The organism is Pectobacterium peruviense, from assembly GCF_002847345.1.
Lineage (GTDB): Bacteria > Pseudomonadota > Gammaproteobacteria > Enterobacterales > Enterobacteriaceae > Pectobacterium > Pectobacterium peruviense.
This window is the reverse complement of the sequence record NZ_LXFV01000016.1, coordinates 1-26,989: the sequence shown is the minus strand read 5'-3', so window position 1 is coordinate 26,989 and position 26,989 is coordinate 1. Positions and strand designations below refer to the sequence as shown.

Annotated in this window: 26 protein-coding genes and 1 other RNA gene; 16 read left to right on the top strand and 11 right to left on the bottom strand. The window is 50.3% G+C overall.

The genetic code is table 11. The annotated features are described in order from the left end of the window. Window positions 1–40: 40 nt before the first annotated feature. The gene (locus A0G03_RS13450) at window positions 41–1,117 is read right to left on the bottom strand and encodes a PLP-dependent cysteine synthase family protein (RefSeq protein WP_048259142.1); all 1,077 of its coding nucleotides are present in this window, start codon (window positions 1,115–1,117) and stop codon (window positions 41–43) included. A gap of 354 nt (window positions 1,118–1,471) precedes the next feature. Between A0G03_RS13450 and A0G03_RS13445 the strand changes: the two genes are divergently transcribed. The 5 genes from A0G03_RS13445 (at window position 1,472) to amtB (ending at window position 7,573) form a co-directional block, all read left to right on the top strand. Beyond that, window positions 1,472–1,933 carry an Lrp/AsnC family transcriptional regulator gene (locus A0G03_RS13445; protein ID WP_048259143.1) on the top strand — a complete coding sequence of 154 codons (462 nt, stop codon included), beginning with the start codon at window positions 1,472–1,474 and terminating at the stop codon, window positions 1,931–1,933. 77 nt (window positions 1,934–2,010) lie between these two features. Then, window positions 2,011–3,780 (top strand): SmdA family multidrug ABC transporter permease/ATP-binding protein, encoded by a 1,770-nt coding sequence (locus A0G03_RS13440; RefSeq protein ID WP_048259144.1) that lies wholly within the window; start codon window positions 2,011–2,013, stop codon window positions 3,778–3,780. After that, a complete protein-coding gene (locus A0G03_RS13435) occupies window positions 3,773–5,548 on the top strand; it encodes a SmdB family multidrug efflux ABC transporter permease/ATP-binding protein (RefSeq protein WP_048259145.1) in 1,776 nt (591 codons plus the stop codon). The genes A0G03_RS13440 and A0G03_RS13435 overlap by 8 nt, the downstream gene beginning before the upstream one ends. A gap of 360 nt (window positions 5,549–5,908) precedes the next feature. Continuing rightward, complete coding sequence (gene glnK, locus A0G03_RS13430) at window positions 5,909–6,247, top strand: P-II family nitrogen regulator (protein ID WP_002208627.1); 339 nt, start codon at window positions 5,909–5,911, stop codon at window positions 6,245–6,247. Between the two features lie 39 nt (window positions 6,248–6,286). Further along, window positions 6,287–7,573, top strand: coding sequence for an ammonium transporter AmtB (gene amtB, locus A0G03_RS13425; protein ID WP_048259146.1), 1,287 nt, complete (start codon window positions 6,287–6,289; stop codon window positions 7,571–7,573). A gap of 118 nt (window positions 7,574–7,691) precedes the next feature. Here the strand turns inward: amtB and tesB are convergent, their stop codons facing one another. Continuing rightward, complete coding sequence (gene tesB / locus A0G03_RS13420) at window positions 7,692–8,555, bottom strand: acyl-CoA thioesterase II (protein ID WP_048259147.1); 864 nt, start codon at window positions 8,553–8,555, stop codon at window positions 7,692–7,694. Between the two features lie 213 nt (window positions 8,556–8,768). Between tesB and A0G03_RS13415 the strand changes: the two genes are divergently transcribed. Continuing rightward, a complete protein-coding gene (locus tag A0G03_RS13415) occupies window positions 8,769–9,350 on the top strand; it encodes a YbaY family lipoprotein (protein ID WP_048259148.1) in 582 nt (193 codons plus the stop codon). A 19-nt stretch (window positions 9,351–9,369) separates the two neighbouring features. On the opposite strand, the gene A0G03_RS13410 is transcribed toward A0G03_RS13415, so the two are convergent. Beyond that, entirely contained in the window at window positions 9,370–9,690 is a 321-nt protein-coding gene (locus tag A0G03_RS13410) for an MGMT family protein (protein ID WP_015839360.1), read from the bottom strand. 184 nt (window positions 9,691–9,874) lie between these two features. On the opposite strand from A0G03_RS13410, the gene ffs reads away from it, so the two are divergent. After that, an RNA gene (gene ffs, locus A0G03_RS13405) (signal recognition particle sRNA small type) lies at window positions 9,875–9,971 on the top strand. 462 nt (window positions 9,972–10,433) lie between these two features. Here ffs and A0G03_RS13400 read toward each other — a convergent pair. The 6 genes from A0G03_RS13400 to A0G03_RS13375 all read right to left on the bottom strand — a co-directional run bounded on the left by A0G03_RS13400 (window position 10,434) and on the right by A0G03_RS13375 (window position 16,630). Next, window positions 10,434–10,637, bottom strand: a complete 204-nt coding sequence (locus tag A0G03_RS13400) for an HHA domain-containing protein (protein ID WP_011092758.1) — start codon at window positions 10,635–10,637, stop codon at window positions 10,434–10,436. 53 nt (window positions 10,638–10,690) lie between these two features. After that, window positions 10,691–11,059 carry an Hha toxicity modulator TomB gene (gene tomB / locus A0G03_RS13395; RefSeq protein ID WP_005976089.1) on the bottom strand — a complete coding sequence of 123 codons (369 nt, stop codon included), beginning with the start codon at window positions 11,057–11,059 and terminating at the stop codon, window positions 10,691–10,693. A gap of 597 nt (window positions 11,060–11,656) precedes the next feature. Further along, window positions 11,657–11,800, bottom strand: a complete 144-nt coding sequence (gene ykgO / locus A0G03_RS13390; RefSeq protein WP_005976091.1) for a type B 50S ribosomal protein L36 — start codon at window positions 11,798–11,800, stop codon at window positions 11,657–11,659. A gap of 17 nt (window positions 11,801–11,817) precedes the next feature. Then, the gene (locus A0G03_RS13385; RefSeq protein WP_048259149.1) at window positions 11,818–12,066 is read right to left on the bottom strand and encodes a type B 50S ribosomal protein L31; all 249 of its coding nucleotides are present in this window, start codon (window positions 12,064–12,066) and stop codon (window positions 11,818–11,820) included. A 213-nt stretch (window positions 12,067–12,279) separates the two neighbouring features. Beyond that, window positions 12,280–15,408 carry an efflux RND transporter permease subunit gene (locus A0G03_RS13380; protein WP_048259150.1) on the bottom strand — a complete coding sequence of 1,043 codons (3,129 nt, stop codon included), beginning with the start codon at window positions 15,406–15,408 and terminating at the stop codon, window positions 12,280–12,282. 28 nt (window positions 15,409–15,436) lie between these two features. Further along, the gene (locus tag A0G03_RS13375; protein WP_048259151.1) at window positions 15,437–16,630 is read right to left on the bottom strand and encodes an efflux RND transporter periplasmic adaptor subunit; all 1,194 of its coding nucleotides are present in this window, start codon (window positions 16,628–16,630) and stop codon (window positions 15,437–15,439) included. A 165-nt stretch (window positions 16,631–16,795) separates the two neighbouring features. On the opposite strand from A0G03_RS13375, the gene acrR reads away from it, so the two are divergent. After that, window positions 16,796–17,437: a multidrug efflux transporter transcriptional repressor AcrR gene (gene acrR, locus A0G03_RS13370; RefSeq protein WP_048259152.1), complete on the top strand. Its 642-nt coding sequence runs from the start codon at window positions 16,796–16,798 to the stop codon at window positions 17,435–17,437. Window positions 17,438–17,483: 46 nt separating this feature from the next. Here the strand turns inward: acrR and rsmS are convergent, their stop codons facing one another. Together rsmS and priC are read right to left on the bottom strand one after the other, a co-directional pair. Next, window positions 17,484–17,663 carry a pleiotropic regulatory protein RsmS gene (rsmS, locus tag A0G03_RS13365; protein WP_048259153.1) on the bottom strand — a complete coding sequence of 60 codons (180 nt, stop codon included), beginning with the start codon at window positions 17,661–17,663 and terminating at the stop codon, window positions 17,484–17,486. Window positions 17,664–17,700: 37 nt separating this feature from the next. Continuing rightward, entirely contained in the window at window positions 17,701–18,237 is a 537-nt protein-coding gene (gene priC, locus A0G03_RS13360) for a primosomal replication protein PriC (protein ID WP_048259154.1), read from the bottom strand. Between the two features lie 225 nt (window positions 18,238–18,462). On the opposite strand from priC, the gene A0G03_RS13355 reads away from it, so the two are divergent. The 8 genes from A0G03_RS13355 (at window position 18,463) to hemH (ending at window position 26,905) form a co-directional block, all read left to right on the top strand. After that, the gene (locus A0G03_RS13355; RefSeq protein WP_048259155.1) at window positions 18,463–18,858 is read left to right on the top strand and encodes a DUF454 family protein; all 396 of its coding nucleotides are present in this window, start codon (window positions 18,463–18,465) and stop codon (window positions 18,856–18,858) included. A 214-nt stretch (window positions 18,859–19,072) separates the two neighbouring features. After that, window positions 19,073–19,630 carry an adenine phosphoribosyltransferase gene (gene apt, locus A0G03_RS13350; protein ID WP_010303030.1) on the top strand — a complete coding sequence of 186 codons (558 nt, stop codon included), beginning with the start codon at window positions 19,073–19,075 and terminating at the stop codon, window positions 19,628–19,630. A gap of 74 nt (window positions 19,631–19,704) precedes the next feature. After that, window positions 19,705–21,780 (top strand): DNA polymerase III subunit gamma/tau, encoded by a 2,076-nt coding sequence (dnaX, locus tag A0G03_RS13345; RefSeq protein WP_048259156.1) that lies wholly within the window; start codon window positions 19,705–19,707, stop codon window positions 21,778–21,780. A 40-nt stretch (window positions 21,781–21,820) separates the two neighbouring features. Beyond that, entirely contained in the window at window positions 21,821–22,150 is a 330-nt protein-coding gene (locus A0G03_RS13340; protein ID WP_005976112.1) for a YbaB/EbfC family nucleoid-associated protein, read from the top strand. Beyond that, the gene (gene recR / locus A0G03_RS13335) at window positions 22,150–22,755 is read left to right on the top strand and encodes a recombination mediator RecR (protein WP_048259157.1); all 606 of its coding nucleotides are present in this window, start codon (window positions 22,150–22,152) and stop codon (window positions 22,753–22,755) included. Before A0G03_RS13340 ends, recR begins: the two co-directional genes overlap by 1 nt. A 174-nt stretch (window positions 22,756–22,929) precedes the next feature. Further along, the gene (htpG, locus tag A0G03_RS13330) at window positions 22,930–24,813 is read left to right on the top strand and encodes a molecular chaperone HtpG (protein ID WP_189315178.1); all 1,884 of its coding nucleotides are present in this window, start codon (window positions 22,930–22,932) and stop codon (window positions 24,811–24,813) included. A gap of 262 nt (window positions 24,814–25,075) precedes the next feature. Then, complete coding sequence (adk, locus tag A0G03_RS13325) at window positions 25,076–25,720, top strand: adenylate kinase (RefSeq protein WP_048259159.1); 645 nt, start codon at window positions 25,076–25,078, stop codon at window positions 25,718–25,720. A 222-nt stretch (window positions 25,721–25,942) separates the two neighbouring features. After that, window positions 25,943–26,905: a ferrochelatase gene (gene hemH / locus A0G03_RS13320; RefSeq protein WP_048259166.1), complete on the top strand. Its 963-nt coding sequence runs from the start codon at window positions 25,943–25,945 to the stop codon at window positions 26,903–26,905. Window positions 26,906–26,989 lie beyond the last annotated feature (84 nt).

The window sequence follows — 26,989 nt, the reverse complement described above, 5'->3', positions numbered from 1 at the left end:
CTGTATTCAGCGCTGTGTCCGCGCGCTGAATACACCAGCCTCACGCTAGGCTGGGTTCCTGCATGATAGCGGACATCTTCGGATTGTTCAGGGCGTTGAGGTAAGGGCCAATGTCGCCGATGTTTTTTTCTACCCAACTGCTGTTGTAGTAGGTGTCCAGATAACGTTCGCCGCTGTCACATAACAGGGTCACAATCGCACCTTTTTGGCCACGATTAACCATTTCTTTGGCTAATTGCAGCATGCCCCAGACATTCGTGCCGGTAGAGGCACCCGCTTTTCGGCCTAATACGCTTTCCAGCCAGTACAGTGTTGCGATGCTGGCAGCATCCGGCACTTTGATCATGCTATCAATAACACCTGGAATAAAAGAAGGCTCGGCACGCGGGCGACCAATACCTTCTATCCGACTGCCGCACGGGCCAATGATGGAACGATCCTGTTTCTGATAGCAGTCGTAGAAAACGGAGTTTTCTGGATCGACGACGACCAATTGCGTATCCAGCCCCTGATAGCGAATGTAGCGCCCGAGCGTGGCTGATGTGCCGCCCGTACCGGCACTCATCACAATGTAGTCTGGTACAGGATGGGGTTCACGAGCCATCTGGCGGTAAATACTGTCGGCAATATTGTTGTTGCCACGCCAGTCAGTGGCGCGTTCCGCATAGGTGAACTGGTCCATATAGTGGCCGTTCATCTCTTGCGCGAGCTGTTCGGATGCGGCATAGATTTGTCCCGCCTGCTCAACAAAATGGCAGCGTCCGCCATAGAAAGCGATTTGCTCTATTTTTCTCTTTGCGGTGCAGGACGGCATGACGGCAATAAACGGTAAGCCAAGCAGGCGTGCAAAATACGCTTCTGATACAGCGGTGCTGCCAGATGACGCTTCGATAATTGGCGTGCCTTCTTTAATCCAACCGTTACACAGCCCGTAGAGAAACAAGGAGCGCGCCAGTCGATGCTTCAGGCTACCGCTGGGATGTGTGCTTTCATCTTTGAGATAAAAATAGATACCGGGATAATCCGGCAGGGTAAGGCGGATAAGATGCGTATCAGCCGAACGCTGAAAATCTGCTTCGATAGCGCTGATGGCATTTTTAACCCAGGCATTAGTCATGATGAAAACTCGGTTAGATAGCTATGCGAATAGATTAACGAGTTTTCAGGATAAAAAAATTACCTTTTTATCTCTTGATGGGTAGTTTAAGGGAATTATTTACTCTTTATTGATTCATGTGGGGATGTTTTTACTATCGAGATACAGGAAGGGTCGCTATCCTAAAAATCATGGTGACGGTGATGGTCTTGCTGCAAAAGTCATTAAGGTCATCAGCTATACTGATGGCACCAATAATGCCATCCCCTCGCGTTTGGGCGGAAAGAACATTGCTTTTATCTCTTAATGGCGGAAAGTAGGGAAACGCTTTCTATGGATCGGCGTTATGTTGGGTAAAACATATTGGGTAACACTATGCTGGATAAAATTGATCGAACACTGCTGAGTATGTTGCAACAGGATTGCACGCTTTCGCTTCAGACGCTGGCTGATGCGGTTAATCTGACATCCACGCCGTGCTGGAAACGTCTTAAGCGTCTGGAAGAAGAGGGAATCATTCGGGCTCGGGTGGCGCTGCTGGATAATGAACGTCTGGGATTAGGGCTAACCGCGTTTGTCTTATTGAAAACGCAGCAGCACAATCGTGACTGGTATCAGACCTTCACTCGCGTGGTGTCCGACATGCCGGAAGTGCTGGCCTTTTATCGCATGGCGGGCGAATACGACTACCTGATGCAGGTCCAGGTCGCTGATATGAAAAGCTATGATGATTTCTATAAGCGGTTAGTGAATGGTATTCCCGGGCTGGTCGATGTAACATCTAGCTTTGCTATGGAACGAATCAAACATACCACGGCACTGCCTTTATCCCTGTGATTCACCCTGCATCCGTCTTTTAATAATCACTTTTCTGAGTCTGTCATGACCCATTTGGCTATTGGAATGAAAACCGCGTGAGACTGTTTGCTCAACTGAGTTGGTATTTTCGTCGTGAATGGCGGCGCTATCTGGGTGCGGTCGCGCTATTGATTGCGATTGCTATTCTACAATTACTCCCTCCAAAACTGGTCGGCGTTATTGTCGATGGTGTGACGCAACACGGCATGTCGATGACCGAAATGATGAAGTGGATTGGCGTGATGCTGCTTACCGCCGTCATGGTCTATCTATTGCGGTACGTGTGGCGCGTGTTCCTGTTTGGGGCGTCATACCAGTTGGCCGTTGAGTTACGAGAGGATTTTTACCGCCAACTGAGTCGCCAGCATCCTGCATTTTACCAACGCAATCGTACTGGCGATCTGATGGCGCGCGCCACGAACGATGTCGATCGCGTAGTCTTTGCCGCCGGGGAGGGCGTACTGACGCTGGTCGATTCGATGGTGATGGGCTGTGCTGTGCTGGTTGTCATGTGCACTCAAATCAGCTGGGAACTTACCCTGCTGGCGCTGCTCCCCATGCCTGTCATGGCACTTTTCATCAAACGCTACGGCACCCAACTGCATAACCGTTTTAAATCCGCACAGGCGGCGTTTTCTTCGCTTAACGATCAGGCGCAGGAAAGCTTAACCAGCATTCGGATGATTAAAGCCTTTGGGTTGGAAAACTACCAATCTTCGCGTTTCGCACAGGTTGCGGCGGATGCCGGCGCTAAAAACATGCACGTCGCTCAGGTTGATGCACGCTTCGATCCCACAATTTATATTGCCGTCGGGCTTTCAAATTTGCTGGCGATTGGTGGCGGTAGTTGGATGGTGATTAACGGTTCGATAACGCTGGGTTTATTGACCAGCTTTGTCATGTATCTGGGATTGATGATCTGGCCGATGCTGGCGCTAGCCTGGATGTTTAATATTGTGGAACGTGGCAGCGCGGCATATGGCCGCATTCGTCAGATGCTTGCGGAAGAGCTGGTGGTGAAAGACGGTGAAGAGTCATTGCCTGCCGGACGGGGCGTGTTGGAAGTGAATCTCTCTGCATTTCGCTACCCGGATAATACCCGTGATGCTTTACAACATGTTCAGTTTACGTTGGCGCCGGGGAATATGCTGGGGTTATGTGGGCCGACAGGGTCAGGGAAAAGTACGCTGCTGGCGTTGATTTTACGTCATTTCGATACTCTGCCGGGAGAGATTCGCTATCACGATCGTCCCTTGAACACGATTCGTTTGGATGAACTCCGGAGCCGTTTTGCCGTTGTAGGGCAAATGCCTTTTTTGTTTTCGGACACGGTAGCGCAAAATATTGCACTAGGGCGGCCTGATGCCACGCAACAAGAGGTTGAACAGGCGGCGCGGCTTGCGAGTGTTCATGACGATATTCTGCGTTTGCCTCAGGGCTACCAGACCGAGGTTGGCGAGCGTGGTGTGATGCTATCGGGCGGTCAGAAACAGCGGATTGCGATTGCGCGTGCGTTATTGCTAGATGCTGAGATCTTGGTGTTGGATGATGCGCTGTCTGCGGTTGATGGGCGAACGGAGCACCAGATTTTACAGAATCTCAAAACATGGGGTGAGAAACGGACGCTGATCATCAGCGCACATCGCCTGTCCGCGCTAACTGAAGCGAACGAAATCGTGGTGTTGCAACAGGGACAAACAGCGCAGCGTGGCACGCACAGAGCGTTGGCAGCAGAGCCCGGTTGGTATCGAGATATGTACCGTTATCAACAACTGGAGGCGGCGCTGGATGATGTGCCGCAGTTGGAAGGAGCGGAAAATGAATAGCCCTCAACGGTTTTGGCCCACCCTGAAACGTCTGCTAGCTTATGGTTCCCCTTGGCGGAAACCGTTGTTACAGGGTGTCCTGATGCTGTGGATTGCTGCTATCGCTGAAGTTTCTGGTCCCGTCTTGGTCAGTTATTTTATTGACGATCTGGTGGCAAAAGATCAATTTCCGCTGGCGATTGCGGCTGGCTTGGCAATGGCCTATATCCTGCTGCAAATTCTGGCAGCCTCGCTGCACTATTTTCAGACGCTGTTGTTTAATCGGGTCGCTGTGGGTGTTGTTCAGCAACTGCGTATTGATGTAATGGATGCCGCGTTGCGTCAGCCGCTTAGCACATTTGATACACAACCTGTTGGACAGTTGATTTCACGCGTCACCAATGACACCGAAGTAGTTAGAGATCTGTACGTCATGGTGGTGTCAACGGTATTACGCAGTGCGGCGTTGGTTGGTGCAATGCTGGTGGCGATGTTCAGTCTGAACTGGCAGATGGCGCTCGTCGCGTTGATGATTTTCCCCGCGGTCGCAACGGTCATGGTGCTATACCATCGCTTTAGTACGCCGACGGTGCGCAAGGTGCGAAGCTATCTGGCGGACATTAACGATGGTTTCAACGAAGTGATCAATGGCATGGGCGTCATTCAGCAATTTCGCCAGCAGGCACACTTTGGCAAGAAGTTGGGTGCAGCCAGCCATAAACATTATGAAGCGCGTATGAAGGCCTTGCGTCTGGAAGGTTTTTTGCTGCGGCCGCTGCTGAGCTTATTTGCCGCGATGGTACTGTGTGGCTTGTTGATGCAATTTGGTTTTAGCTCGATGGGATCGGTTGGCGTTGGGGTTCTGTACGCGTTTATCAACTACCTTGGCCGCCTGAATGAACCACTGATTGAGTTGACCACCCAGCAGTCCATGTTACAGCAGGCGGTCGTCGCTGGTGAACGTATCTTTGAACTGATGGATGGCAAAAAGCAGACCTACGGCAATGACGAGCGTCCTCTGGTTACCGGGCGCGTCGATATTGACGATGTCTCTTTCTCCTATGGCACAGAAAAACGTGTGCTACAGAATATTTCTCTGACGATACCTGATCGCGGATTTGTCGCCTTAGTCGGGCATACCGGTAGTGGGAAAAGTACACTAGCGAGCTTGCTTATGGGGTATTACGCGCCAGATGAGGGTGAAATTCAGCTTGATGGTCGGCCGCTATCGACGCTCTCTCATACCGTTTTGCGCCAAAATGTGGCAATGGTCCAACAGGATCCCGTTGTGCTGGCGGAGTCGATGTTTGTGAATGTGACGCTGGGACGTGATATCAGCGAAGAGGCCGTCTGGCACGTGCTGGAAGTGGTACAGCTTGCTGAACTGGTTCGAGATTTTCCTGAAGGATTGCATACGCGCATCGGTGAGCAAGGAAACAACCTGTCTACCGGACAAAAACAGCTGTTAGCGATTGCGCGAGTCTTGGTGCAAACGCCTAAAATCCTGATTCTCGATGAGGCCACTGCGAATATCGACTCAGGCACGGAGCAGGCGGTGCAAAAGGCGCTGCGCATCATCAGGGAACAGACGACCTTGATTATCATCGCCCATCGGCTTTCCACTATCGTTGAGGCCGACACGATTATGGTGCTCCATCATGGGCAAACGGTTGAGCGGGGAACGCACGAGCAACTGCTGCAACAGCAGGGGCGTTATTATCAAATGTATCAATTACAGCTGGCCGGAGAGGATCTCGCTGCCATCAGCACGGAATCTTGCCCTGCATAACACGATTATCGGTAATGCCACGGTCTGCACTGCCTCGTATGGTGCAGACCAACAGTCTACGCATCGCTTCGCACCATCAGTAAGCATCGTGATTCTAGTTTTTACTCGCTCTGCACTAAAAATACTCTCTATGCACTAATTTAGTGCAATGCTTGCTCCGAATTCTTCACTATTCCATTCCTATCGCGTTTGCTTTTTGCACTTTTCTCTCTCTAATCGCGTTCTCCCTCCTGATTTATGCCAGATAAATCATTTATGGCACACCGTTTGCTTTAATCATGACGTAGACCGACTTCATAGAGTACGTAATCGAACAAGTGGCGGGCGAAAGCCTGAACGTAATGGCTAGGGGGAAGATAAATGAAACTGGTTACTGTGGTGATAAAACCATTCAAGCTGGAAGATGTACGTGAAGCGTTATCTTCTGTCGGCATCCAGGGGCTCACCGTCACTGAGGTGAAAGGATTTGGTCGTCAGAAAGGGCACGCGGAGCTATATCGTGGCGCAGAATACAGCGTTAACTTTTTACCCAAGGTAAAAATTGATATCGCGATTGCAGACGACCAACTGGACGAAGTGATCGACGTCATCAGCAAAGCTGCGTACACCGGAAAAATTGGTGATGGCAAAATTTTTGTCGCCGAGTTGCAAAGGGTTATCCGTATTCGTACGGGTGAAACTGACGAAGCCGCACTTTAACAACACCTAGCGTAGATACGTAAATAGGGATGGATGAAAATGAAAAAACTACTCTCTTCATTAGGTCTCGGTGTGGCGGCATTACTCCCGTCCTGGGCAATGGCTGCGACACCGACGATTGATAAAGCGGATAACGCTTTTATTATGATTTGTACCGCATTGGTACTCTTTATGACTATACCGGGCATCGCACTGTTTTATGGCGGCCTGATCCGTTCTAAGAACGTTCTGTCCATGATGACGCAAGTAAGCGTAACGTTCGCGATGGTCTGTATCCTGTGGGTGGTTTACGGGTATAGCCTGGCCTTCAGCGAAGGTAACGCCTTCTTCGGTGGTTTCAGTACGTTTATGCTGAAAGGTATTGGGATTGAGTCCATCAGCGGCACCTACTACCAGTTTGTGCATGTGGCTTATCAAGCTTCCTTCGCCTGTATCACCGTTGCGTTGATTGTCGGGGCGATCGCTGAGCGTATTCGTTTCTCTGCTGTGCTGATTTTTGTTGGGCTGTGGCTGACATTCTCTTACCTGCCAATGACGCACATGGTATGGGGCGGTGGCTATCTGGCGGCGGATGGCGCATTAGACTTTGCTGGTGGTACGGTCGTTCACATCAACGCCGCGGTTGCTGGATTGGTTGGTGCTTACCTGCTGGGCAAACGCGCTGGTTTTGGTAAAGAAGCCTTCAAACCGCACAACCTGCCAATGGTGTTTATCGGTACCGCGATTCTGTATATCGGCTGGTTTGGTTTCAATGCGGGTTCTGCGGGTGCTGCGAACGGTGTCGCTGCTCTGGCTTTCCTGAACACGGTTGTTGCAACTGCTGCTGCGATTCTGGCATGGGTTGGCGGTGAGTGGTTGGTGCGCGGTAAGCCTTCTCTGTTGGGGGCGTGCTCTGGCTGTATCGCAGGTCTGGTGGCAATTACCCCAGCGGCGGGTACGGTTGGTGTGGGTGGCGCTCTGATCATCGGTCTGGCTGGTGGTGTTGCAGGCCTGTGGGGCGTAACGGTACTGAAAAGATGGCTGCGTGTGGATGACCCGTGTGATGTGTTCGGTGTTCACGGCGTGTGCGGTATCGTTGGTTGTATCTTGACGGGGGTATTCACGTCGGCATCGCTGGGTGGAACGGGCTATGCAGAAGGTGTGACAATGGCACATCAGGTTTGGGTACAGCTGTTCAGCGTGATTGTTTGTCTGGTATGGTCTGGCGTGGTGGCATTTGTCGCCTTCAAGGTAGCGGATATGATCGTTGGTCTGCGTGTACCTGAAGAGCAAGAGCGCGAAGGTCTGGATGTTAACAGCCATGGCGAGAGCGCTTACAACCAATAAGTAAGGCAGTTCAGATACAGTGAACAGGCGTGGAGGAAACTCCACGCCTGTTTTGCTTTACGGCTAACGCTGTTCAAACTGCGTTGTTTTAGCGATGTAATATGGTTTGTCAGCAGATTTACTGCTGGCGACGACGCATCACGCCTTCCTGTACGCTGGATGCAACCAGCACGCCTTCTCGAGTATAGAATTGCCCACGAACGAAGCCACGAGCGCCGGATGCGGATGTGCTTTCCACGGTATAGAGCAGCCAGTCGTCCAGCCGGAAATCACGGTGGAACCACATTGAGTGATCGATCGTGGCGACCTGCATACCCGGTTCCAAAAAGCCAACGCCATGAGGCTGTAAGGCGGTGAGTAGGAAATTGCAGTCAGACGTATAGCCAAGCAGATATTGGTGAATACGCTTATCGTCCGGTAGCGGGCTGCTGGCACGGCACCAGACGTGTCGTATTGGCTCGTCTACTTCGCCCTTTAGCGGGTTATGGAATTTAACCGGGCGCATCTCAATCGGGCTGGCCTGAATAAATTTATCGCGAAAGCGGGGGGGCAGAAGATGCTGCATATCTTGTGCAATTTCTTGCTCGGATCTCAGCGCCTCTGGCGGTGCGACATCTGGCATCACATTTTGGTGCTCAAATCCTTCCTCATGGCTTTGAAATGACGCAGTCATATAAAAAATGGGGCGACCATTCTGGATGGCGCTAACGCGGCGAGCGCTGAAACTGTTGCCATCACGCAGGTTTTCAACGTCATAAATAATCGGTTTCTGACTATCGCCGGGTAACAAAAAGTAGCTATGAAAAGAGTGAATGTTACGCTCGACAGGAACGGTCTGCTTAGCGGCCGACATAGCTTGACCGACGACCTGCCCACCAAAGACCTGGCGTAGCCCCAAATCATCGCTTTGTCCGCGAAATAGTCCTTCTTCGAGTTTCTCTAAATGCAGGAGGTCGAGAAGGTGTTGTAGTGATTGACTCATGGTATCGGCCTCAATGGATGCAGATGGGTAATTATCTATTTGTTTTTAAAGGTATAAAATATCCACTCATGGACTTTTATTATAATGAATGTGCGGTTTTCAGGAAAAAAATCAGAATTTTGCACCATCATTATTGTGTTTAGTGACTCATACTGTTTATGAGTGCCGGTCTTCGATGCCGGTAGTCTGACAATAATAAAGGAGACTGACCGAATGAAATTATGGCATATCTTAGGCGGTATCACGTTATCGATGACTCTGGCTGCATGTGCACAGAGAAGTGATTATGGTGTTTCTCCTCAGACAGGTGCACCTGTCACCAGTGTTTCCTCTCAGCGCCCGGCTGTTGCGATGCCAGCGGTAACGGGTACTGTAAATATTCGTCAGCGCATTGCGCTACCTCACAACGCGGTTTTGACCGTCACAGTATCTGATGCATCTCTGGCTGATGCGCCTTCAAAAGTGATTACTCAGCGCGTGACACGTACGGAAGGAAAGCAGGCTCCTTTCCAATTTGAGTTGCCGTATAACCCAGCTGATATTCAGCCCAACGCGCGTATCTTACTTAGCGCAGCGATTGCGATCGACAATCGTATCGTCATGGTGACGGAGAACGTCTTGCCGGTCATTAGCAACGGGGTAAATAACGCCGATTTGGTGTTGGTACCTGTCGCTTCTGTTCCCTTACCGGCGAAAAATCAGGAATCAATGATATCTAACCCGACGAATCAGACCCCTCATATGCTTCAGGGGCAGCCTGCATCGTCATCAATGGCTCCGCAGCCAGTCTGGTAATACATAGGTATACGCGCCGTTATGGCGCGTATTGCCAACGATATTTAGCAAGATCAATCTTTCCCTGACGATTAAAAATGATGCCTTCTGCCTGCAATGCAGACTTCTGGCGCACATAATCTCCACCGACTAGCGATATTTCGCCTTTACGATTGATTACCCGATGCCAGGGGAGTTTGCTGTCTTTCGGTAGGCGTTTTAACACTCCGCCGACTTGCCTTGATGCTCTGGGTGAGTCGGCAAGCTGCGCGATGTCGCCATAGGTCGCTATTTTCCCATAAGGAATCGCCGCGACAATTTGAAAAACGCGTTGGCGGAAATTATCGTTTTCTTCTGACATCCGCGGGTGTTCCCGTGTTTCTAAGCCGATTGATCATCATAGTGGCATAGTGAGGTGAGTAAGAAAACAACGGTTAGTATGGGTTAGCTTGCAATTGCCTATCTCATCGCCGATAATGCCCACCGCTTTGTGACACGCTGTGGTTATGATGTGCAGGCTGTTATGAAGTCGTCAATGGAGGCCCTGTCGGTTCTCCCGCAACACTAACCTGTGGACTCGGTCAGATCCGGAAGGAAGCAGCCGCAGCAGGAGACGTGTGTGCCGGGATGTAGCTGGCGGGGCCTCCACCAATTTAGCTTCTGTATAATCACGCTATCGTCAGATCGACCTTTGTTTTCTACCCATAGATCCCATCCTTTGCCACATACCCTAAGTCGCTCTCCAAGCATAAGCTCTGAGTCACCATTTTCGGCTCTATAGGTCTCATTTCCTGCTCTCGGTTTTCTGGAAAGATTACTCATGCTTCTTTGCTTAGCGAGTAATAATCGCGGCAATTATTACGCCCTCTGTTTTTATCACACGATATACTATTAGTAATGTTATCGATGCGATTGTTATAAATGATAAGTGGTGGGGGAATAAGCGTGAAGTGAGGGGCGATTTTCATTTTCACTTAATATTAAAAATACAATTTGTTACAAGTATTACTTAATTAATGCATTAAAAGATAATAAAAACAAAGGCCGATAATATTATCGGCGCAGTGTATTTAATGTCAGTTTTTGTATGCGAGTCGTTAGAAATTAACGTACGTATCGCCATACTGCGGTAGGGATTTTGTCGTAGAGTTTGTTCATTGTCAGTTCAGCCAGACGATGATCGGCTGCGGAAAAGAACATCTCCAGTTCATCATTGGAGAGCTCATACTTGTTTTTTTCAATAACACGTTCGAGAGTGTCAATGGTTGTGCATTTACGCAAACGCATCAAATAGTCGATTTTTTTCATAATGGCCTATGCAAACAGTACCTGGTGGTTAAAAAATATAAATAAATTATTGCTTAAGTTTTAGCAGGCGTACAGACGTTCTCCCCTGAGAACATTCCGAATAATTTTGCTTTGGATTTCTGCCAGCGCCGTAGTTCAGCATCATTAATGCCATAGTTGCTAAACAAGACGTAAGTATCATCCAAATACTTTTCAACCTGCTCTGAAAGCTCACTTTCGTTAGGGTATTTTATTTTAAATGTGAGAATAAACGTAGCGATATGCTCAATAAGTTCATTTAATTGGAGATTGATCGCAGATGTTGGATCGTTGACCCAGCCGTGACTGCTATCGCCTAACGTTGCTATGCTTTCGTCACACAGATTCTCACATAAGAATCTGAGTTGGGCAATATCATAATGTTTCGGTGTGTACTCATCCATATCAATCCCTCCGTTAAGCCGTTATTCAGTGTTACTGCGGTTAACACCTGGTAAACAGGTAGACTGATGAAACTTGCAAGATAAAGACATTAGCATTGTTTCGTATTCATGCTGTTACAGGCAATACGTTGATGCATTGTGATTCGTTCAGCAATGAATGAAAAAACAGAGATTTTCTTACCTCCTACTATCTACTATGTCGCGAAATAGGGTTGGCGTAAATACCAACATATCATGACTTAACCTTAAGTATAGCTCTACCGTGTTGGTTACGATTACGTCATTCTATATATGACTATAGCAAAAGTGTTCGTAAAATTCGCGGATAATAGATAAGGTTTTCATTGCTATTTATTTTGATTAAACCTCTGATTTTTTGTTGTCGCAGTCAGCGTAGAATAAACTTGGCTGCGGATTATTTAATTATTTCTATCTGAAAATATGAGTAATGGCAGAAGTAATGCGAAGAGGCTTTCAATTGATAAGATGGAGGGAGACTCGTTATCTTATTGTTTCAGCTGTTTTTTCATGAAAGTAATCCCGTACAGCCTTGTTAGTATCATAACGCAGACTGTAGCGGGATGCGCTAGGGAAAGATTAACCTTTTTTCTTTTTTCCGCCTTGCACGGCCTTAAAGCGCGGGTTGGATTTACATATAACGTAAACTCGCCCACGACGGCGGACCACAATACAATCTTTATGGCGATTCTTTGCTGAACGCAGCGAACTAAGCACCTGCATTTAATAACCCTCTCTGATTACTTGAAGAAGTTCCCGAAACGCTGCTGGAAGCGCGCCGTGCTACCTTCTTTGGAATATTCTTTTTGCTTCCCGGTGTAATAGGGATGTGATGCCGAAGAAATCTCAATGACGACGTAAGGGTAGTCGGTCCCCTCAAGCTCAATGGTCCGATCGGTTTTAATGGTTGACCCAGTCCTGTAATAGACATCCGCGCTGGTATCATGAAATACCACTGTGCGATAGTCAGGATGAATACCCGCTTTCATAGTTGCCTCAATTGTTATGTTATAATATATCTATCATGTTGCGCTTTTTTAGCATCAGGATCAACTATTATGTTTCTGTGAGGCGGCAGTATTCTCTAAGCCGCTGTAGATACGGATAAGATGAAAACAACTTGGTGCGTCGGGAAGTGAGGGGAGGGACGTAAAAAAGGCCGCTAGGCGGCCTTTTAGAAGAGATATCGGTGATGTTCTGTCTTAGTGAGCGGTTGTGTCGTCCACTTTCTTGCCGAAGCGACGGCGGACAACAACGAAGAACACCGGAACGAAGAAGATAGCAAGCACGGTTGCCGTAATCATCCCGCCCATTACGCCAGTACCAACGGCGTTCTGTGCACCGGAACCAGCACCACTACTGATTACCAGTGGCATTACACCGAGGATAAAGGCCAGTGATGTCATAAGGATTGGACGCAAACGCATACGAACAGCATCCAGCGTTGCTTCAATCAGTCCTTTCCCTTCTTTTTCCATCAGATCTTTAGCAAATTCGACGATCAATATGGCGTTCTTCGCCGATAGCCCTATGGTTGTTAGCAGACCCACCTTAAAGTAAACGTCATTTTCAAGACCCGTCATATTCGCTGCAATCAATGCACCGATGATCCCCAATGGAACAACCAGCATGACGGAGAACGGAATTGACCAGCTCTCATAAAGCGCCGCCAGACACAGGAACACGACAATCAATGAAATAGCATAGATTGCGGGAGCCTGGTTGCCTGATAACCGCTCTTGATAGGACATTCCCGTCCATTGGTAGCCGATACCTTGCGGTAATTTAGTGACGAACTCTTCCATCAATGCCATGGCGTCACCGGAACTCTTACCTGGAGCCGCTTCGCCTTGTATTTGCATGGATGGCTGGCCGTTATAACGCTCCAGACGCGGTGAACCGTATTCCCAGTGACTCTGCGTGAAGGCGGAGAATGGCACCATCTGTCCGTTACTACCGCGGATGTACCAGTTTTTGATGTCATCTGGCAGCATACGGAAAGGCGCGTCGGCCTGAACGTAAACTTTCTTCACGCGACCGCGATCGATAAAGTCATTCACATAAGAACCACCCAGCGTTGTTGCCAACGTTGAGCTGATATCTGACAGTGACACACCAAGTGCTTGTGCTTTTTCCTGATCGATATCAAGACGGAATTGCGGTGTATCTTCCATCCCGTTCGGACGAACTTGCACCAGCGTATCAGGGCGTTGTGCTGCCATGCCCAGTAACTGATTACGTGCTTCCGTCAGTTTTGCGTGCCCAAGGTTAGCCTGGTCAATCAACTGGAAGTCGAAACCTGTTGCGGTACCCAGTTCGATAATCGCAGGAAGGTTGACTGCGAAAACCATAGCTTCTTTATACTGGCTAAAGGCCGCGTTTGCTCGGCCTGCAATCGCCATAACTTTATTTTCTGCGCCGCTTCGTTCACTCCAGTCATTCAAGCTGGCGAAGGCCAAACCGGCATTCTGCCCACGACCAGAGAACCCGAAGCCCGTCACGGTAAACACAGACTTGACGTTACCTTTCTCATTGTCGAGATAGTATTGCGTCATTCTGTCCATGATTTTCTGGGTGTTTTCCTGCGTTGCACCTGAAGGTAACTGAACAATGTTCAGGAGAACCCCCTGGTCTTCGTCCGGCAGGAAAGACGTTGGCAAACGTAAGAACAACAGTGCCAGGCCCACAACAATCAGCAGATAGATGACCAGATAACGGCCAGTGCTGCGCAGGATATTCGCCACGCTGTCGGTGTAGTGCTGCGTGCTCTTCTCAAACAGCCGGTTGAACCAGCCGAAGAAGCCTTTTTTCTCACCATGATCGCCTTTGGCGATGGGTTTCAGCAGTGTTGCACAAAGTGCTGGTGTCAAAATCAACGCAACCAGAACCGACAGCACCATCGCCGAAACGATTGTGATGGAGAACTGACGATAGATTGCCCCTGTTGAACCACCAGTAAACGCCATCGGGATGAATACGGCGGACAGCACCAGTGCAATACCGACCAACGCGCCTTGGATCTGCTCCATGGATCGTTTGGTCGCTTCTTTAGGCGGCAGACCTTCTTCCGCCATAACACGTTCTACGTTTTCCACGACGACGATGGCATCATCCACCAGAAGCCCGATGGCGAGAACCATCGCGAACATCGTCAAGGTGTTTATCGAATAACCAAACGCGGAGAGGATAGCAAAGGTCCCCAGCAAGACGACCGGCACTGCGATTGTTGGGATCAACGTGGCACGGAAGTTCTGCAGGAACAGGTACATCACAAGGAATACCAGTACGATAGCTTCCACCAGCGTTTTCACTACTTCGCTGATCGAGATCTTAACGAAGGGCGTTGTATCGTACGGGTAAACGACTTTCAGGCCAGAAGGGAAGAACTCTTCCGCTTTCGTCAGGGCATCTTTTACGGCAGTTGCGGTATCCAGCGCGTTCGCGCCTGTTGCCAATTTTATACCGATACCGGCAGCAGGTTTCCCATTGAAACGTGCGATAACGTCGTAGCCTTCTGCACCCAGCTCAACGCGTGCGACGTCTTTAAGGCGAACCTGAGACCCATCCGCGTTAACTTTCAGCAGTATTTTAGAAAACTCTTCTGCTGAATTCAGACGGGTTTGCGCAATGATCGAGGCGTTCAACTGCTGGCCGGGAACCGGTGGAGCGCCCCCTAATTGTCCTGCGGCGATCTGGTTGTTTTGAACACGGATTGCTGCGCTGACGTCACCTGCAGTTAACTGATAGTTATTAAGCTTGTTCGGATCCAACCAGATACGCATGGCGTACTGGGAACCAAATAGCTGCGCGTCACCTACGCCAGATGTACGGCTGATAGGGTCTTTAACGTTAGCGGCCACGTAGTCAGCGATATCTTCCTGCGACATTTTACCGTCTTCACTAATGAAGGCGGCAACCATGAGGAAGCTGCTACTTGATTTCTGAACGTTAACCCCTTGCTGCTGTACTTCCTGCGGTAGCAGAGGCATGGCCAGTTGCAGCTTGTTCTGCACCTGAACCTGCGCGATGTCCGGATCGGTACCAGCCTCAAAGGTCAGCGTAATCTGGACTGTACCTGAGGAGTCACTGCTTGATGACATGTACATCAGGTTATCGATACCGTTCATATTCTGTTCGATAACCTGCGTAACGGAATCTTGCAGTGTTGATGCATCGGCCCCAGGATAGTTTGCTGTTATTTCAATCGCGGGTGGCGCGATTGTTGGATACTGGGCAATGGGTAATTTAACAATTGCCAGCAACCCCGTCAGCATCACCATGATGGCGAGCACCCATGCAAAAATGGGTCGATCTATAAAAAACTTAGCCATGAATTGTACCGGCTCCTGTTAGAACGTCTTAAGACTTCGCGGGTTCTGCTGACGCTTGTTGCGCCTGCTGATTTTCTGGAGCGACTTCTTTAGCTTTCACCTGCGCACCGGGTCTGATTTTTTGCAGACCAGTGACAATAACGCGATCGCCCGCTTTCAAGCCTTCGGTAACCAACCATTTGTCACCAATTGCTTTACTGGTTTTAAGCGTGCGTGGCTCCACTTTATCGCCTTCCCCAACAACCATCGCCGTAGCCTGACCACGCGGATCGCGGGTGATACCTTGTTGAGGTACTAACAAGGCCGTTGGGTTAACACCGGAATCGAGGCGAGCTCGTACAAACATACCGGGGAGCAGGTTATGCTGTGGGTTTGGGAAAATAGCGCGCAGCGTGATGGAACCTGTGGTTTCATCTACCGTTACATCAGAGAATTCCAATGTACCCGCTTCGGCATATTCGGTACCGTTTTCCAACAGCAGGCGAACATTCGCTTTGCCTTCATTCTGTTTCAGCGTGCCGTTTTCCAGCTCTCTCTTCAGTTGCAGGAAATCATTACTGGACTGCGTGACATCGATATAGATTGGATCCAACTGCTGTACGGTCGTTAATGCCGTTGCTTGGCCGGTGGCCACCAATGCGCCTTCCGTCACCGTGGATTTACCCACGCGGCCTTCGATTGGGGAATTAACTTTGGTGTACGCCAGATTTATTTGTGCAGTGTCTACTGCTGCTTTAGCTGCCTGAACCGCTGCGTCAGCCTGACGAGAAGTGGCAACTGCCTGATCGTAATCCTGCTTGCTGACGTAGTTGGTGCCCAGCAGTGGTTTATAGCGGTTAACCGTCAGGCGGGCAATTTCTGCCTGAGCCTGTGCCTGAGCAAGTGAGCCTTTGGCGCTATTATAGTTTGCCTGGTATGTCGCAGGATCGATCTGATACAGCGATGCGCCAGATTTAACGTCAGATCCTTCAACGAAGTTGCGTTTGAGGATAATACCGCCAACCTGTGGGCGAACCTCTGCAATGCGGTAAGCACTTGTACGGCCCGGCAGTTCGGTCATAACATTCAGTGCTTCCGTTTTCAACGTAACAATACCCACTTCAGGCATCTGCTGCTGTGCGCCGCCTTGCTGATTGTTGCCGTCATCACATCCTGCAAGCATTAAGCCGCCAGAAAGCATCAGAACTGCCGCCAGAGGCGTTAGCCCTCTGTTTTTGTTCATAGATAAACCTCAAGTGTCCGATTTGAAATTGACCAATGGATCACAAGCTCAAAAACCCATTGCTGCTATAGTCTTATGTTCATGCTATGTTACATACATACTTGAATGTATGTAAATCTCACTTTCCTTCAAATACAGCGATATGGCACGAAAAACCAAATTATCATGGCACGAAAAACCAAAAAACAGGCTCAGGAAACCCGGCAACAGATACTGGATACTGCGTTAAGAGTGTTCTCTGAGCATGGTGTGTCTGCGACTTCATTGTCTGACATTGCGACTGCTGCTGGTGTGACCCGCGGTGCTATTTATTGGCATTTTAAGAACAAAGCCGAAATTTTTGATGAAATCTGGGCTCTGGCAGAGTCAAAAATCAGTGAGTTTGAAATAGAGTATCAGACAAAATTCCCTGATAATCCACTCCGTGTGATGCGTGAATTATTGATTTATATGCTGCGTTTAACCGTTAGCGATACTCACTGGCGTTCCATTATGGAGATCGCTTTTCACAAATGTGAGTTTGTCGGTGAAATGTTGCAATCGTATAATGCACGCAAAGAGCTTTATCTTTCCTGCTATGTCGATATCGAAGAAAACCTGATTAAGTGCATCCGCATGGGAATGTTGCCAACGGACATTCATCCCCGTCGTGCGGCGATTGCGCTGCGGGCTTATTTTTCCGGCGTGATGGAAAACTGGTTATTTATGCCGGAAAGTTTCGATCTCGATCAGGAAGCGCCAGCGCTGGTGGATGCCTTTATCGATATGTTGCATTTTAGCCCTGCGTTACGCAAACCTGCTGAGTAAGTCGTGGTTCGCCCGCGTTAACACCTCTTGTCTTTAAAGCGCTGAGCTATTTGCCTTGGGTGGAGGATTCAGCATTGCTTTCTTCTTGCGAGAGCTTTTTCTCAAAATCGGCTCGTACCATTGCCAGTGCGGCTAGCGCGATACGAGGGTCGATTTGGTTTTCTTCCAGCAGCATAATCAAATCAACCGCCAGCTTGACTTCGGGTGGGGCGTTTTCAAGTGACATAAATCAGTACCTCTCCTTTCTCGGCGAAGCTGCAGCGCTACAGTCCTTGTTCCCGGCGTTCGATCTGGCGCTCTAGGCGTAATAGTGCCTGACGGCAGCGTGACAGCCGTCCTTCCAGCGCGGCCAGCTCTTTTTGCAGCCGTTGTTGCTCGCTGAAAAGCGTCTGTGTAATGAGCAGACTTTCTCTATCCTGAATCATGGAAAGCAAGCGGCGTTCATAATCCTGATGCTCCGCCAGTTTGTGATACACATCTTCCTGTTGTGGTGCGGCACGTTGCTCTTGCTTGCGCAATGATTGCGTTGCCAGTTCACGCTGCAATGCCGCTATCTGGCTAACCAGCTTTTCAGCCAGAAATGCCACACGATCGGTGCGCTGTTCGGCGACCAGCTGTTTTATTGCATGCAGGTTTTGTTCAACCTCGGCGCGATAGTCACGTAGTCGGGTGCCGTAGCTGCTAAAAAGCTGACGATCAAAGCGAGATTGCGGCACGGCTTTATCCGCCAACGGTTCAAGCTCTTTCGCCAGCGTGTTAATTTGTTGTTCAAGCGCCTGCAGCAATTGATGCGTATTCACTTTTTTCCCTTACAGTAAGGCTGATGATTCAGCAAGCTGCCTTTATGTGGTGTGCCAGCGCGTGGCATATCGCATAACTAGCCTACGTCGCTTTATCTACTGCATGAGGATATCTTAACTAATCCATCAGGCAAGGTGGTGATAAAGTGTGATGGATATTGTCGTAGACAAAGCATATTGAGTAGACAAAACATATTTGGTAGTGAACAAAGCATAAAGGTGAATATGTATCGCGTGTTGCTGATTATACTGGGGTGGGTTTCCGTTGTGCTGGCAACGTTGGGTGTCGTATTGCCTTTATTACCGACCACACCATTCTTGTTACTGGCCGCCTGGTGTTTTGCCCGCTCGTCCCCGCGTTTTCATGACTGGCTGTTGTACCGATCCTGGTTTGGCAGCTATCTGCGCCACTGGCAGCAACACCGAGCCTTGCCGCCAGGAGCCAAGTGGAAGGCCGTCACTATGATTCTGCTGACGTTCGCGCTTTCGCTCTGGCTGGTCAAGCTAGTCTGGGTCAGGATCTTGCTGTTGGTCATTTTAACTATTTTGCTGACCTTCATGCTTCGTTTACCTGTGGTTGATCCAGAACAACAAACGCAGGGCGCGGATCCGAAAAGATAGCGCAAACGGCGGCCTCCGTGACGGGTAGACAAAAAATACCCACCCAGAGTGCGGATGGTTGCATTTATCCGTCACTTTGACTAGATTTGAGCGTTTTCGTGCACGGGTCGCCATTTTCCTCTTTGTCATAATGCTTATTCATCGCATCACGCGATGATAAAAGCCTTGTGGCGACCGGCATTTGTATGTTCAGAACGTTTTATCAGGCACAACTATGACGACCGTAACAGCGCAGCAGCAGGCAGAATTAATTAAAAACAGTATCAAAAGCATACCCGATTATCCAAAGCCGGGCATACTGTTCCGTGATGTCACCAGCCTGCTGGAAGATCCTGTGGCCTATGCGGCCAGTATTGAAATGCTGGCGAACCGTTATCGCAACACCGGTGTGACGAAGGTTGTCGGCACCGAAGCGCGTGGTTTTCTGTTTGGCGCCCCAGTTGCGCTGGCGCTGGGTGTGGGTTTTGTTCCCGTGCGTAAACCGGGCAAACTGCCACGTCCAACGATCAGTGAAAGCTATGAGCTGGAATACGGTTCAGATACGTTGGAAATTCATGCCGATGCGATCTCCGCTGGCGATAATGTGCTGGTGATCGACGATCTGCTGGCAACGGGCGGTACGCTTGAAGCTACGGTGAAGTTGATCCGTCGTCTGGGTGGCACGGTAAACGATGCCGCTTTTATCATTAACCTGTTCGATCTGGGTGGCGAGCAACGCCTGACTGAGATGGGTGTAACCTGCTATAGCTTGGTTGACTTCCCCGGACATTAATCATAACAGTCTCGCCGATAGCGGCGTGGCTGTGTTAGCATGATCGCCTCAATAACTCGACTGTTGCGGTATTGATGAGCTATCAGGTTCTTGCCCGTAAGTGGCGTCCCCAAACCTTTACCCAAGTTGTCGGTCAGGAACATGTCCTGACCGCGTTGGCTAACGGCCTTTCCTTAGGTCGAATCCATCACGCTTATTTGTTTTCTGGCACCCGCGGTGTCGGGAAGACGACGATTGCCCGTTTGCTGGCAAAAGGGCTGAATTGCGAACAGGGCGTGACGGCAACGCCGTGCGGCCAGTGTGATAACTGCCGAGAAATCGAGCAGGGTCGTTTTGTCGATTTGATTGAAATCGACGCCGCATCTCGTACTAAAGTCGAAGACACGCGCGATCTGTTGGATAACGTGCAGTATGCCCCTGCGCGTGGACGATTCAAGGTGTACCTGATTGACGAAGTACACATGTTATCGCGCCACAGCTTTAATGCGCTGTTAAAAACGCTGGAAGAGCCACCTCCGCACGTCAAATTCCTGTTGGCGACCACCGATCCGCAGAAACTGCCAGTGACCATTCTGTCGCGTTGTCTGCAATTTCATCTCAAAGCGCTGGATGTCGAACAGATTCGTGCGCATTTGGAACAGGTACTACAGGCGGAAAATCTCGTCAGTGAGCCACGTGCGTTGCAGCTTCTGGCGCGTGCTGCCGATGGTAGCCTGCGTGATGCGTTAAGTCTGACCGATCAGGCCATTGCCATGGGGCAGGGGCAGGTCACGACGGCTTCAGTCAGCCAAATGCTGGGTACGCTGGATGATGAGCAACCGTTGGCACTGATTGAAGCGCTGGCGAAAGGCGATGGTGCACAGGTGATGTCACTGCTCGATCAGGTTGCGGCTCGGGGCGTGGACTGGGAATCACTATTGGTGGAAACCCAGACGCTGTTACACCGTATTGCGATGGTTCAACTGCTGCCTGCGGCGTTGGGCGATGATTACGCGGCAGTTGAAGCCCGTATCCGAGAGTTGGCGCGAGCGTTGCCGCCTGCGGACGTGCAGCTTTATTACCAGACGATGCTGATTGGTCGCAAAGAACTGCCTTTTGCACCAGACCGTCGGATGGGCGCTGAAATGACGCTGTTGAGAGCGTTGGCGTTTCATCCCAGCCAGATTATTGCCGAACCTGTTGCTCCAGTAAGTGCCGCGCCTGCTCAGGCTGCGCGTGCGCCTTCTATCCAGCCGACTGCACAGCAGCAACCTGCGGCAACGACATCGACGATGGCTCGTGCGCCAATGCCGCACAACACTGAATCTCATGGCGACGTACTACCGTCATCTTATTCTCCCGAACCGCCGATGGATGCCTCCGCGTATGCACCGCCGTTAGGGGAACCAACTGCTACGGTCGGTTCTGCGGATCAGCAGAGTGAGAGTGAATTACCTGATGCGACTTCCCAACTGTTACAGGCTCGCAGTCAGCTACTGCGAAAACAGGGGAGTACACCACCAAAAAAGGCTGAACCGGCAGCGTCTGACAACACGCGGCCGGCAACCTCAGCGCTGGAGCGATTGGCTTCGGTAACTGAGCGCAGCATTCAACGGCAAAACGCGAAAACCTCTTCCACCGAGCCTAAAAAGCCGGAAGCGTACCGTTGGCGGGCGCAGAATAAAGTCGAGGAAGAGAAGGTCGATGTGGCGACGCCAAAAGCGCTGCGTTCGGCATTAGAGCACGAAAAAACGCCTGAACTGGCGGCACGACTGGCGGAAGAGTCATTGGAACGGGATCCATGGGCGGCGGAAATCCATCGCCTGACGCTGCCAAAGCTGGTACAACAGCTGGCACTCAATGCGTTTAAAGAGAGTGATGAGGCAGGCAAGATGCATCTGCATCTACGTTCATCTCAGCGGCATCTGAATTCGCCTGCGGCGCAAAAGACGCTGCTGGACGCATTGACGGCTCACTATGGGCATCCTGTAGAATTACTGATTACGGAAGACGACAACCCAGCGGTGCGAACGCCGCTGGAGTGGCGTCAGGCCATATATGAAGAGAAGCTGGCGCAGGCGCGTCAGTCGATTCTAGACGATACAACGATTCAAACGCTGCGGCGTTTCTTTGATGCGGAACTGGACGAAGAAAGTATCCGCCCTGTTTAACCGCTGCGAGTGCGCAGCCCGACGTGATAGAGAGAAAACTATGTTTGGTAAAGGTGGAATTGGCAACCTGATGAAGCAAGCCCAGCAGATGCAGGAAAAAATGCAGCAGATGCAGGAAGAAGTGGCGAATCTGGAAGTCACGGGCGAATCGGGCGCGGGTCTGGTGAAAATCACGATCAACGGTGCGCATAACTGCCGCCGTGTTGAGATCGATCCAAGCCTGATGGAAGACGACAAAGAGATGCTGGAAGATCTGATCGCAGCAGCGTTCAACGATGCCGCTCGCCGCATCGCTGAAACGCAGAAAGAAAAAATGGCATCGGTTTCCAGCGGTATGCAATTGCCGCCGGGCTTCAAGATGCCGTTCTAATGCAGACCAGTCCGCTTCTTGAATCATTGATGGAAGCGCTGCGCTGCCTGCCGGGCGTTGGGCCCAAGTCGGCGCAGCGCATGGCGTTTCAACTGCTGCAACGTAACCGCAGCGGTGGTATGCGCCTGGCGCAGGCGTTGACGCGGGCGATGTCCGAAATCGGTCACTGTAGCGATTGTCGGACATTCACCGAGCAGGACGTTTGTGCGATTTGCTCGAATCCGCGCCGTCAGCAAAATGGGCAGATTTGCGTTGTAGAAAGCCCGGCTGATATTCATGCTATTGAACAGACGGGGCAGTTTGCCGGTCGTTACTTTGTACTGATGGGGCATTTGTCGCCGCTGGATGGCATTGGCCCGGACGACATCGGTTTGGGGCGGTTGGAAGAGCGCCTGCACGTGGAATCGGTAAACGAAGTCATTTTGGCTACCAATCCGACGGTAGAAGGCGATGCTACAGCGAACTATATCGCTGAACTCTGCGCGCAACACGGCGTGATGGCAAGCCGCATTGCACACGGTGTTCCCGTTGGCGGTGAGCTGGAAATGGTCGATGGCACGACGCTTTCCCATTCGCTCGCGGGTCGTCAGCCTTTCCGGTTTTAATCTGTCGGCTGTCAGCGTCACTATCTGGCAGCCGCAGTCTTCTTTTCTTCTCCACCATTTTCGTGATCCGCTGAAATTTACCCCTTGAAATCATCTTGGTTTATCCCCACTTGCTACTTATCGTCAGTTTAATCAGCCTGAATAATATTAGGATTGAGGTAAGCAACAATGAGTATGAAAGGCCAAGAAACTCGCGGGTTCCAGTCCGAAGTTAAGCAACTCCTGCATTTGATGATCCATTCGCTTTATTCCAACAAAGAAATTTTTCTGCGTGAATTGATCTCCAACGCCTCCGATGCGGCAGACAAGCTACGTTTCCGTGCGCTGTCCACACCAGAACTGTATGCGGGCGATGGCGACCTGCGCGTGCGCGTGTCTACGGATAAAGAAAAACGTACTCTGACGATTTCTGACAACGGTATCGGTATGAACCGTGACGAAGTGATTGATAATCTCGGTACTATTGCGAAATCTGGCACCAAGTCCTTTCTGGAATCAATGGGTTCCGATCAGGTTAAAGATAGCCAACTGATTGGTCAGTTTGGTGTGGGCTTCTACTCTGCCTTCATCGTTGCGGATAAAGTGACCGTGCGTACCCGTGCTGCGGGCGCAAATGCCGATCAGGGCGTGTATTGGGAATCTGCCGGTGAAGGCGATTACACGATTGCTGACATCACCAAAGACGATCGCGGAACGGAAATCACTCTGCACCTGCGTGAAGGTGAAGACGAGTTTCTGGATGATTGGCGTGTGCGTTCTGTCATCAGCAAATATTCCGACCATATCGCGCTGCCAGTAGAAATCGAATCTCAGACAGAAAGCGAAGAAGAAGGCGGTGAGTCCACCGTTAGTTGGGAAAAAATTAACAAGGCACAAGCCCTGTGGACGCGCAGTAAATCTGAAGTCAGCGATGATGAGTACAACGAATTTTATAAGCACATCTCCCATGATTTTACCGATCCGCTGAGCTGGAGCCACAACCGTGTGGAAGGCAAGCAGGAGTACACCAGCCTGCTCTACATTCCCGCACATGCACCGTGGGATATGTGGAATCGCGATCATAAACACGGTCTGAAATTGTATGTTCAACGTGTATTCATTATGGACGACGCCGAACAGTTCATGCCGAACTACCTGCGTTTTGTTCGCGGCCTGATAGATTCTAACGATCTGCCGTTGAACGTTTCCCGTGAGATTTTGCAGGACAGCCGTGTGACGCAGAACCTGCGTAATGCGTTGACCAAGCGTGTGCTGCAAATGCTGGATAAACTGGCGAAAGATGACGCGGAAAAATACCAAACGTTCTGGCAACAATTCGGCTTGGTGCTGAAAGAAGGCCCAGCGGAAGACGGTAGCAATCGTGAAGCAATCGCGAAACTGCTGCGTTTTGCTACCACGCAATCCGACAGTTCCGCGCAGACGGTATCGCTGGAAGATTACGTTAGCCGGATGGTGGAAGGTCAGGATAAGATCTACTACATCACCGCAGACAGCTATGCAGCGGCGAAGAGCAGTCCACACCTCGAACTGTTCCGTAAGAAAGGTATCGAAGTCTTGCTGTTGTCCGAGCGCATTGACGAATGGATGATGAGCTACCTGACCGAGTTCGACGGTAAATCCTTCCAGTCTGTCAGCAAAGCGGATGACACGCTGGATAAACTGGCTGATGAAGAAAACGATGCGCAGAAAGAAGCACAAAAAGCGCTGGAGCCGTTTGTTGAGCGAGTGAAAACTCTGCTGGGCGAACGCGTTAAGGACGTGCGTTTCACATACCGTCTGACCGATACGCCTGCGATTGTCGTGACGGATGCCGACGAGATGAGTACGCAGATGGCGAAACTGTTCGCCGCTGCGGGCCAACAGGCGCCAGAAGTGAAGTACATTTTTGAACTGAACCCGGAGCACGCGTTAATTAAACGTGCAGCTGACGTTTCTGATGAGGCTGAATTTGGCGAGTGGGTTGAACTGCTGCTGGATCAGGCTCTGTTAGCCGAACGCGGTACGCTTGACGATCCGAACCTGTTCATTCGTCGTATGAATCAGCTATTAAGCGCCTGATATTGATGTTCTTCAGACCCCGGAACCAACCGGGGTCTTCCCCGATTTTTACTCTTCCTTCCTCTTACGAGGGTTTCTTCGTCTACACTGAATGGCAACATTGGGCAGGCGGCAAACCATATTTTTAGGTATCTGACTTTTTTTCATCTGCCTACGCGATGCTGAACCGAGCCCGTTCCTTGAGCATAAGCGTCTGGAATGGTATGGTTCAGCGTTTTTCAAATTTATTTTATAAATATTACATAGCAAGGGGATTTACGCGATGCGTATTATTCTGCTGGGCGCTCCGGGCGCAGGCAAAGGTACTCAGGCTCAATTCATCATGGAAAAATACGGTATTCCGCAGATTTCCACGGGTGACATGCTGCGTGCAGCGGTAAAAGCCGGTACTGAATTGGGCAAGCAGGCTAAAGAAATCATGGACGCGGGTAAACTGGTCACTGATGAACTGGTTATTGCTCTGGTTAAAGAGCGCATCGCACAGGACGATTGCCGTAACGGTTTTCTGCTGGATGGCTTCCCACGTACCATTCCGCAGGCCGATGCTATGAAAGATGCTGGCATCGATGTGGATTACGTTATCGAATTCGCAGTTCCTGACGAACTGATCATCGATCGTATCATTGGCCGTCGCGTACATGCGGCGTCCGGTCGTGTTTATCACGTAAAATTTAATCCGCCTAAAGTTGAAGACAAAGACGACGTGACAGGCGAAGATCTGAGCATTCGTAAGGACGATCAGGAAGATACCGTGCGCAAGCGTCTGGTTGAGTACCATCAGCAGACTGCGCCACTGGTTTCTTACTATCAGAAAGAAGCTGACGCAGGCAACACGCGCTATTTCAAAGTGGAAGGCACGCGTAAAGTGGAAGAAGTTCGCGCAGAACTGGAAACCATTCTGGGCTAATTTTTCTAAGCGAACCGGATTCCACCCTCTGAATGCCAGACAATTGTCTGGCATTTTTTCGTTCTGAAACCTTCTCTTGTTTATTTTCCTCTATTAGTAGCATCGGTATTACCCTTGTTATCTACCCGTATTTGTTTAGCTTTTTTTCGCTACAATAGGAATCTGATGTTACGCAGTGGCGGGCTGAAAGAAAGCCTGCTTCTCCATAAAAGGAAGACGGCGATGAAACAAGAGAAATACGGCGTGCTGATGGTGAACTTAGGGACACCCGATGCCCCGACGCCGCAGGCGGTGAGGCGTTATCTGGCTGAGTTTCTGAGCGACCGACGCGTTGTGGATACGCCGCGTCTGCTATGGTGGCCGCTGCTGCGCGGTATCATCCTGCCAATTCGTTCCCCACGAGTGGCGAAGCTCTATCAATCGGTCTGGATGGAAGGGGGATCGCCGCTGTTGGTGATTAGCCGTCGACAGCATCAGGCGCTGGCTGCACGTATGTCAGACACGCCGGTTGAGCTAGGCATGAGCTATGGTTCGCCCAGCTTGCGTTCAGCGCTGGATAAGCTACTGGCGCAAGGTGTAACGCAACTGGTGGTCTTGCCCATGTATCCGCAATATTCCTGCTCAACGACCGCCGCCGTGTGGGATGGGCTTGCTGCACAACTGCGTGATAACCGCCAGTTGCCTGCGATTCGTTTTATCCGTGATTACGCTGAACATCCTGCTTATATTGCGGCGTTGAAGCACCGTGTTGAGCAGTCTTTTGCTGAACATGGCGAACCGGACAGATTGGTGATTTCCTACCACGGCATTCCGGTGCGTTATGCCAATGAAGGGGATGACTATCCGCAGCGCTGTCGAGCGACCACAGAGGCGCTGATTGCCGCACTGGGGTTGCCGGAAGGTAAAATAATGATGACCTTCCAGTCGCGTTTTGGCCGTGAGCCCTGGCTGACGCCTTACACAGATGAAACCATGAAGGGGCTACCTGCACAGGGCGTCAAACACATTCAGATTATGTGCCCCGGTTTTGCCGCTGACTGTCTGGAAACGTTGGAGGAGATTGAGGAACAGAATCGTGAAATCTTCCTGCACGCTGGTGGAGAGGCATTCCACTATATTCCCGCACTCAATGACGATCCGCTGCATATCGATCTGCTGGAACAGTTAGTTGGAAAAGCCGAGTAGGGAAGAGAGTATTTTTGTCTGGCGGTGCTTGAAAACATTGTGCTTACACCTGACAGCGTAAAAAATAGCGGGCACAATGTGCCT

Coding starts and splice junctions, on each gene's coding strand:
- adk (WP_048259159.1), top strand. CDS start 25,076: ATGCGTATTATTCTGCTGGGCGCTCCGGGCGCAGGCAAAGGTACTCAG.
- amtB (WP_048259146.1), top strand. CDS start 6,287: ATGAAAAAACTACTCTCTTCATTAGGTCTCGGTGTGGCGGCATTACTC.
- A0G03_RS13415 (WP_048259148.1), top strand. CDS start 8,769: ATGAAATTATGGCATATCTTAGGCGGTATCACGTTATCGATGACTCTG.
- A0G03_RS13385 (WP_048259149.1), bottom strand. CDS start 12,066: ATGAAAGCGGGTATTCATCCTGACTATCGCACAGTGGTATTTCATGAT.
- ykgO (WP_005976091.1), bottom strand. CDS start 11,800: ATGCAGGTGCTTAGTTCGCTGCGTTCAGCAAAGAATCGCCATAAAGAT.
- glnK (WP_002208627.1), top strand. CDS start 5,909: ATGAAACTGGTTACTGTGGTGATAAAACCATTCAAGCTGGAAGATGTA.
- tesB (WP_048259147.1), bottom strand. CDS start 8,555: ATGAGTCAATCACTACAACACCTTCTCGACCTCCTGCATTTAGAGAAA.
- dnaX (WP_048259156.1), top strand. CDS start 19,705: ATGAGCTATCAGGTTCTTGCCCGTAAGTGGCGTCCCCAAACCTTTACC.
- A0G03_RS13435 (WP_048259145.1), top strand. CDS start 3,773: ATGAATAGCCCTCAACGGTTTTGGCCCACCCTGAAACGTCTGCTAGCT.
- A0G03_RS13400 (WP_011092758.1), bottom strand. CDS start 10,637: ATGAAAAAAATCGACTATTTGATGCGTTTGCGTAAATGCACAACCATT.
- A0G03_RS13450 (WP_048259142.1), bottom strand. CDS start 1,117: ATGACTAATGCCTGGGTTAAAAATGCCATCAGCGCTATCGAAGCAGAT.
- htpG (WP_189315178.1), top strand. CDS start 22,930: ATGAAAGGCCAAGAAACTCGCGGGTTCCAGTCCGAAGTTAAGCAACTC.
- hemH (WP_048259166.1), top strand. CDS start 25,943: ATGAAACAAGAGAAATACGGCGTGCTGATGGTGAACTTAGGGACACCC.
- rsmS (WP_048259153.1), bottom strand. CDS start 17,663: ATGTCACTTGAAAACGCCCCACCCGAAGTCAAGCTGGCGGTTGATTTG.
- A0G03_RS13355 (WP_048259155.1), top strand. CDS start 18,463: ATGTATCGCGTGTTGCTGATTATACTGGGGTGGGTTTCCGTTGTGCTG.
- apt (WP_010303030.1), top strand. CDS start 19,073: ATGACGACCGTAACAGCGCAGCAGCAGGCAGAATTAATTAAAAACAGT.
- A0G03_RS13445 (WP_048259143.1), top strand. CDS start 1,472: ATGCTGGATAAAATTGATCGAACACTGCTGAGTATGTTGCAACAGGAT.
- acrR (WP_048259152.1), top strand. CDS start 16,796: ATGGCACGAAAAACCAAAAAACAGGCTCAGGAAACCCGGCAACAGATA.
- A0G03_RS13380 (WP_048259150.1), bottom strand. CDS start 15,408: ATGGCTAAGTTTTTTATAGATCGACCCATTTTTGCATGGGTGCTCGCC.
- A0G03_RS13340 (WP_005976112.1), top strand. CDS start 21,821: ATGTTTGGTAAAGGTGGAATTGGCAACCTGATGAAGCAAGCCCAGCAG.
- tomB (WP_005976089.1), bottom strand. CDS start 11,059: ATGGATGAGTACACACCGAAACATTATGATATTGCCCAACTCAGATTC.
- A0G03_RS13375 (WP_048259151.1), bottom strand. CDS start 16,630: ATGAACAAAAACAGAGGGCTAACGCCTCTGGCGGCAGTTCTGATGCTT.
- recR (WP_048259157.1), top strand. CDS start 22,150: ATGCAGACCAGTCCGCTTCTTGAATCATTGATGGAAGCGCTGCGCTGC.
- A0G03_RS13410 (WP_015839360.1), bottom strand. CDS start 9,690: ATGTCAGAAGAAAACGATAATTTCCGCCAACGCGTTTTTCAAATTGTC.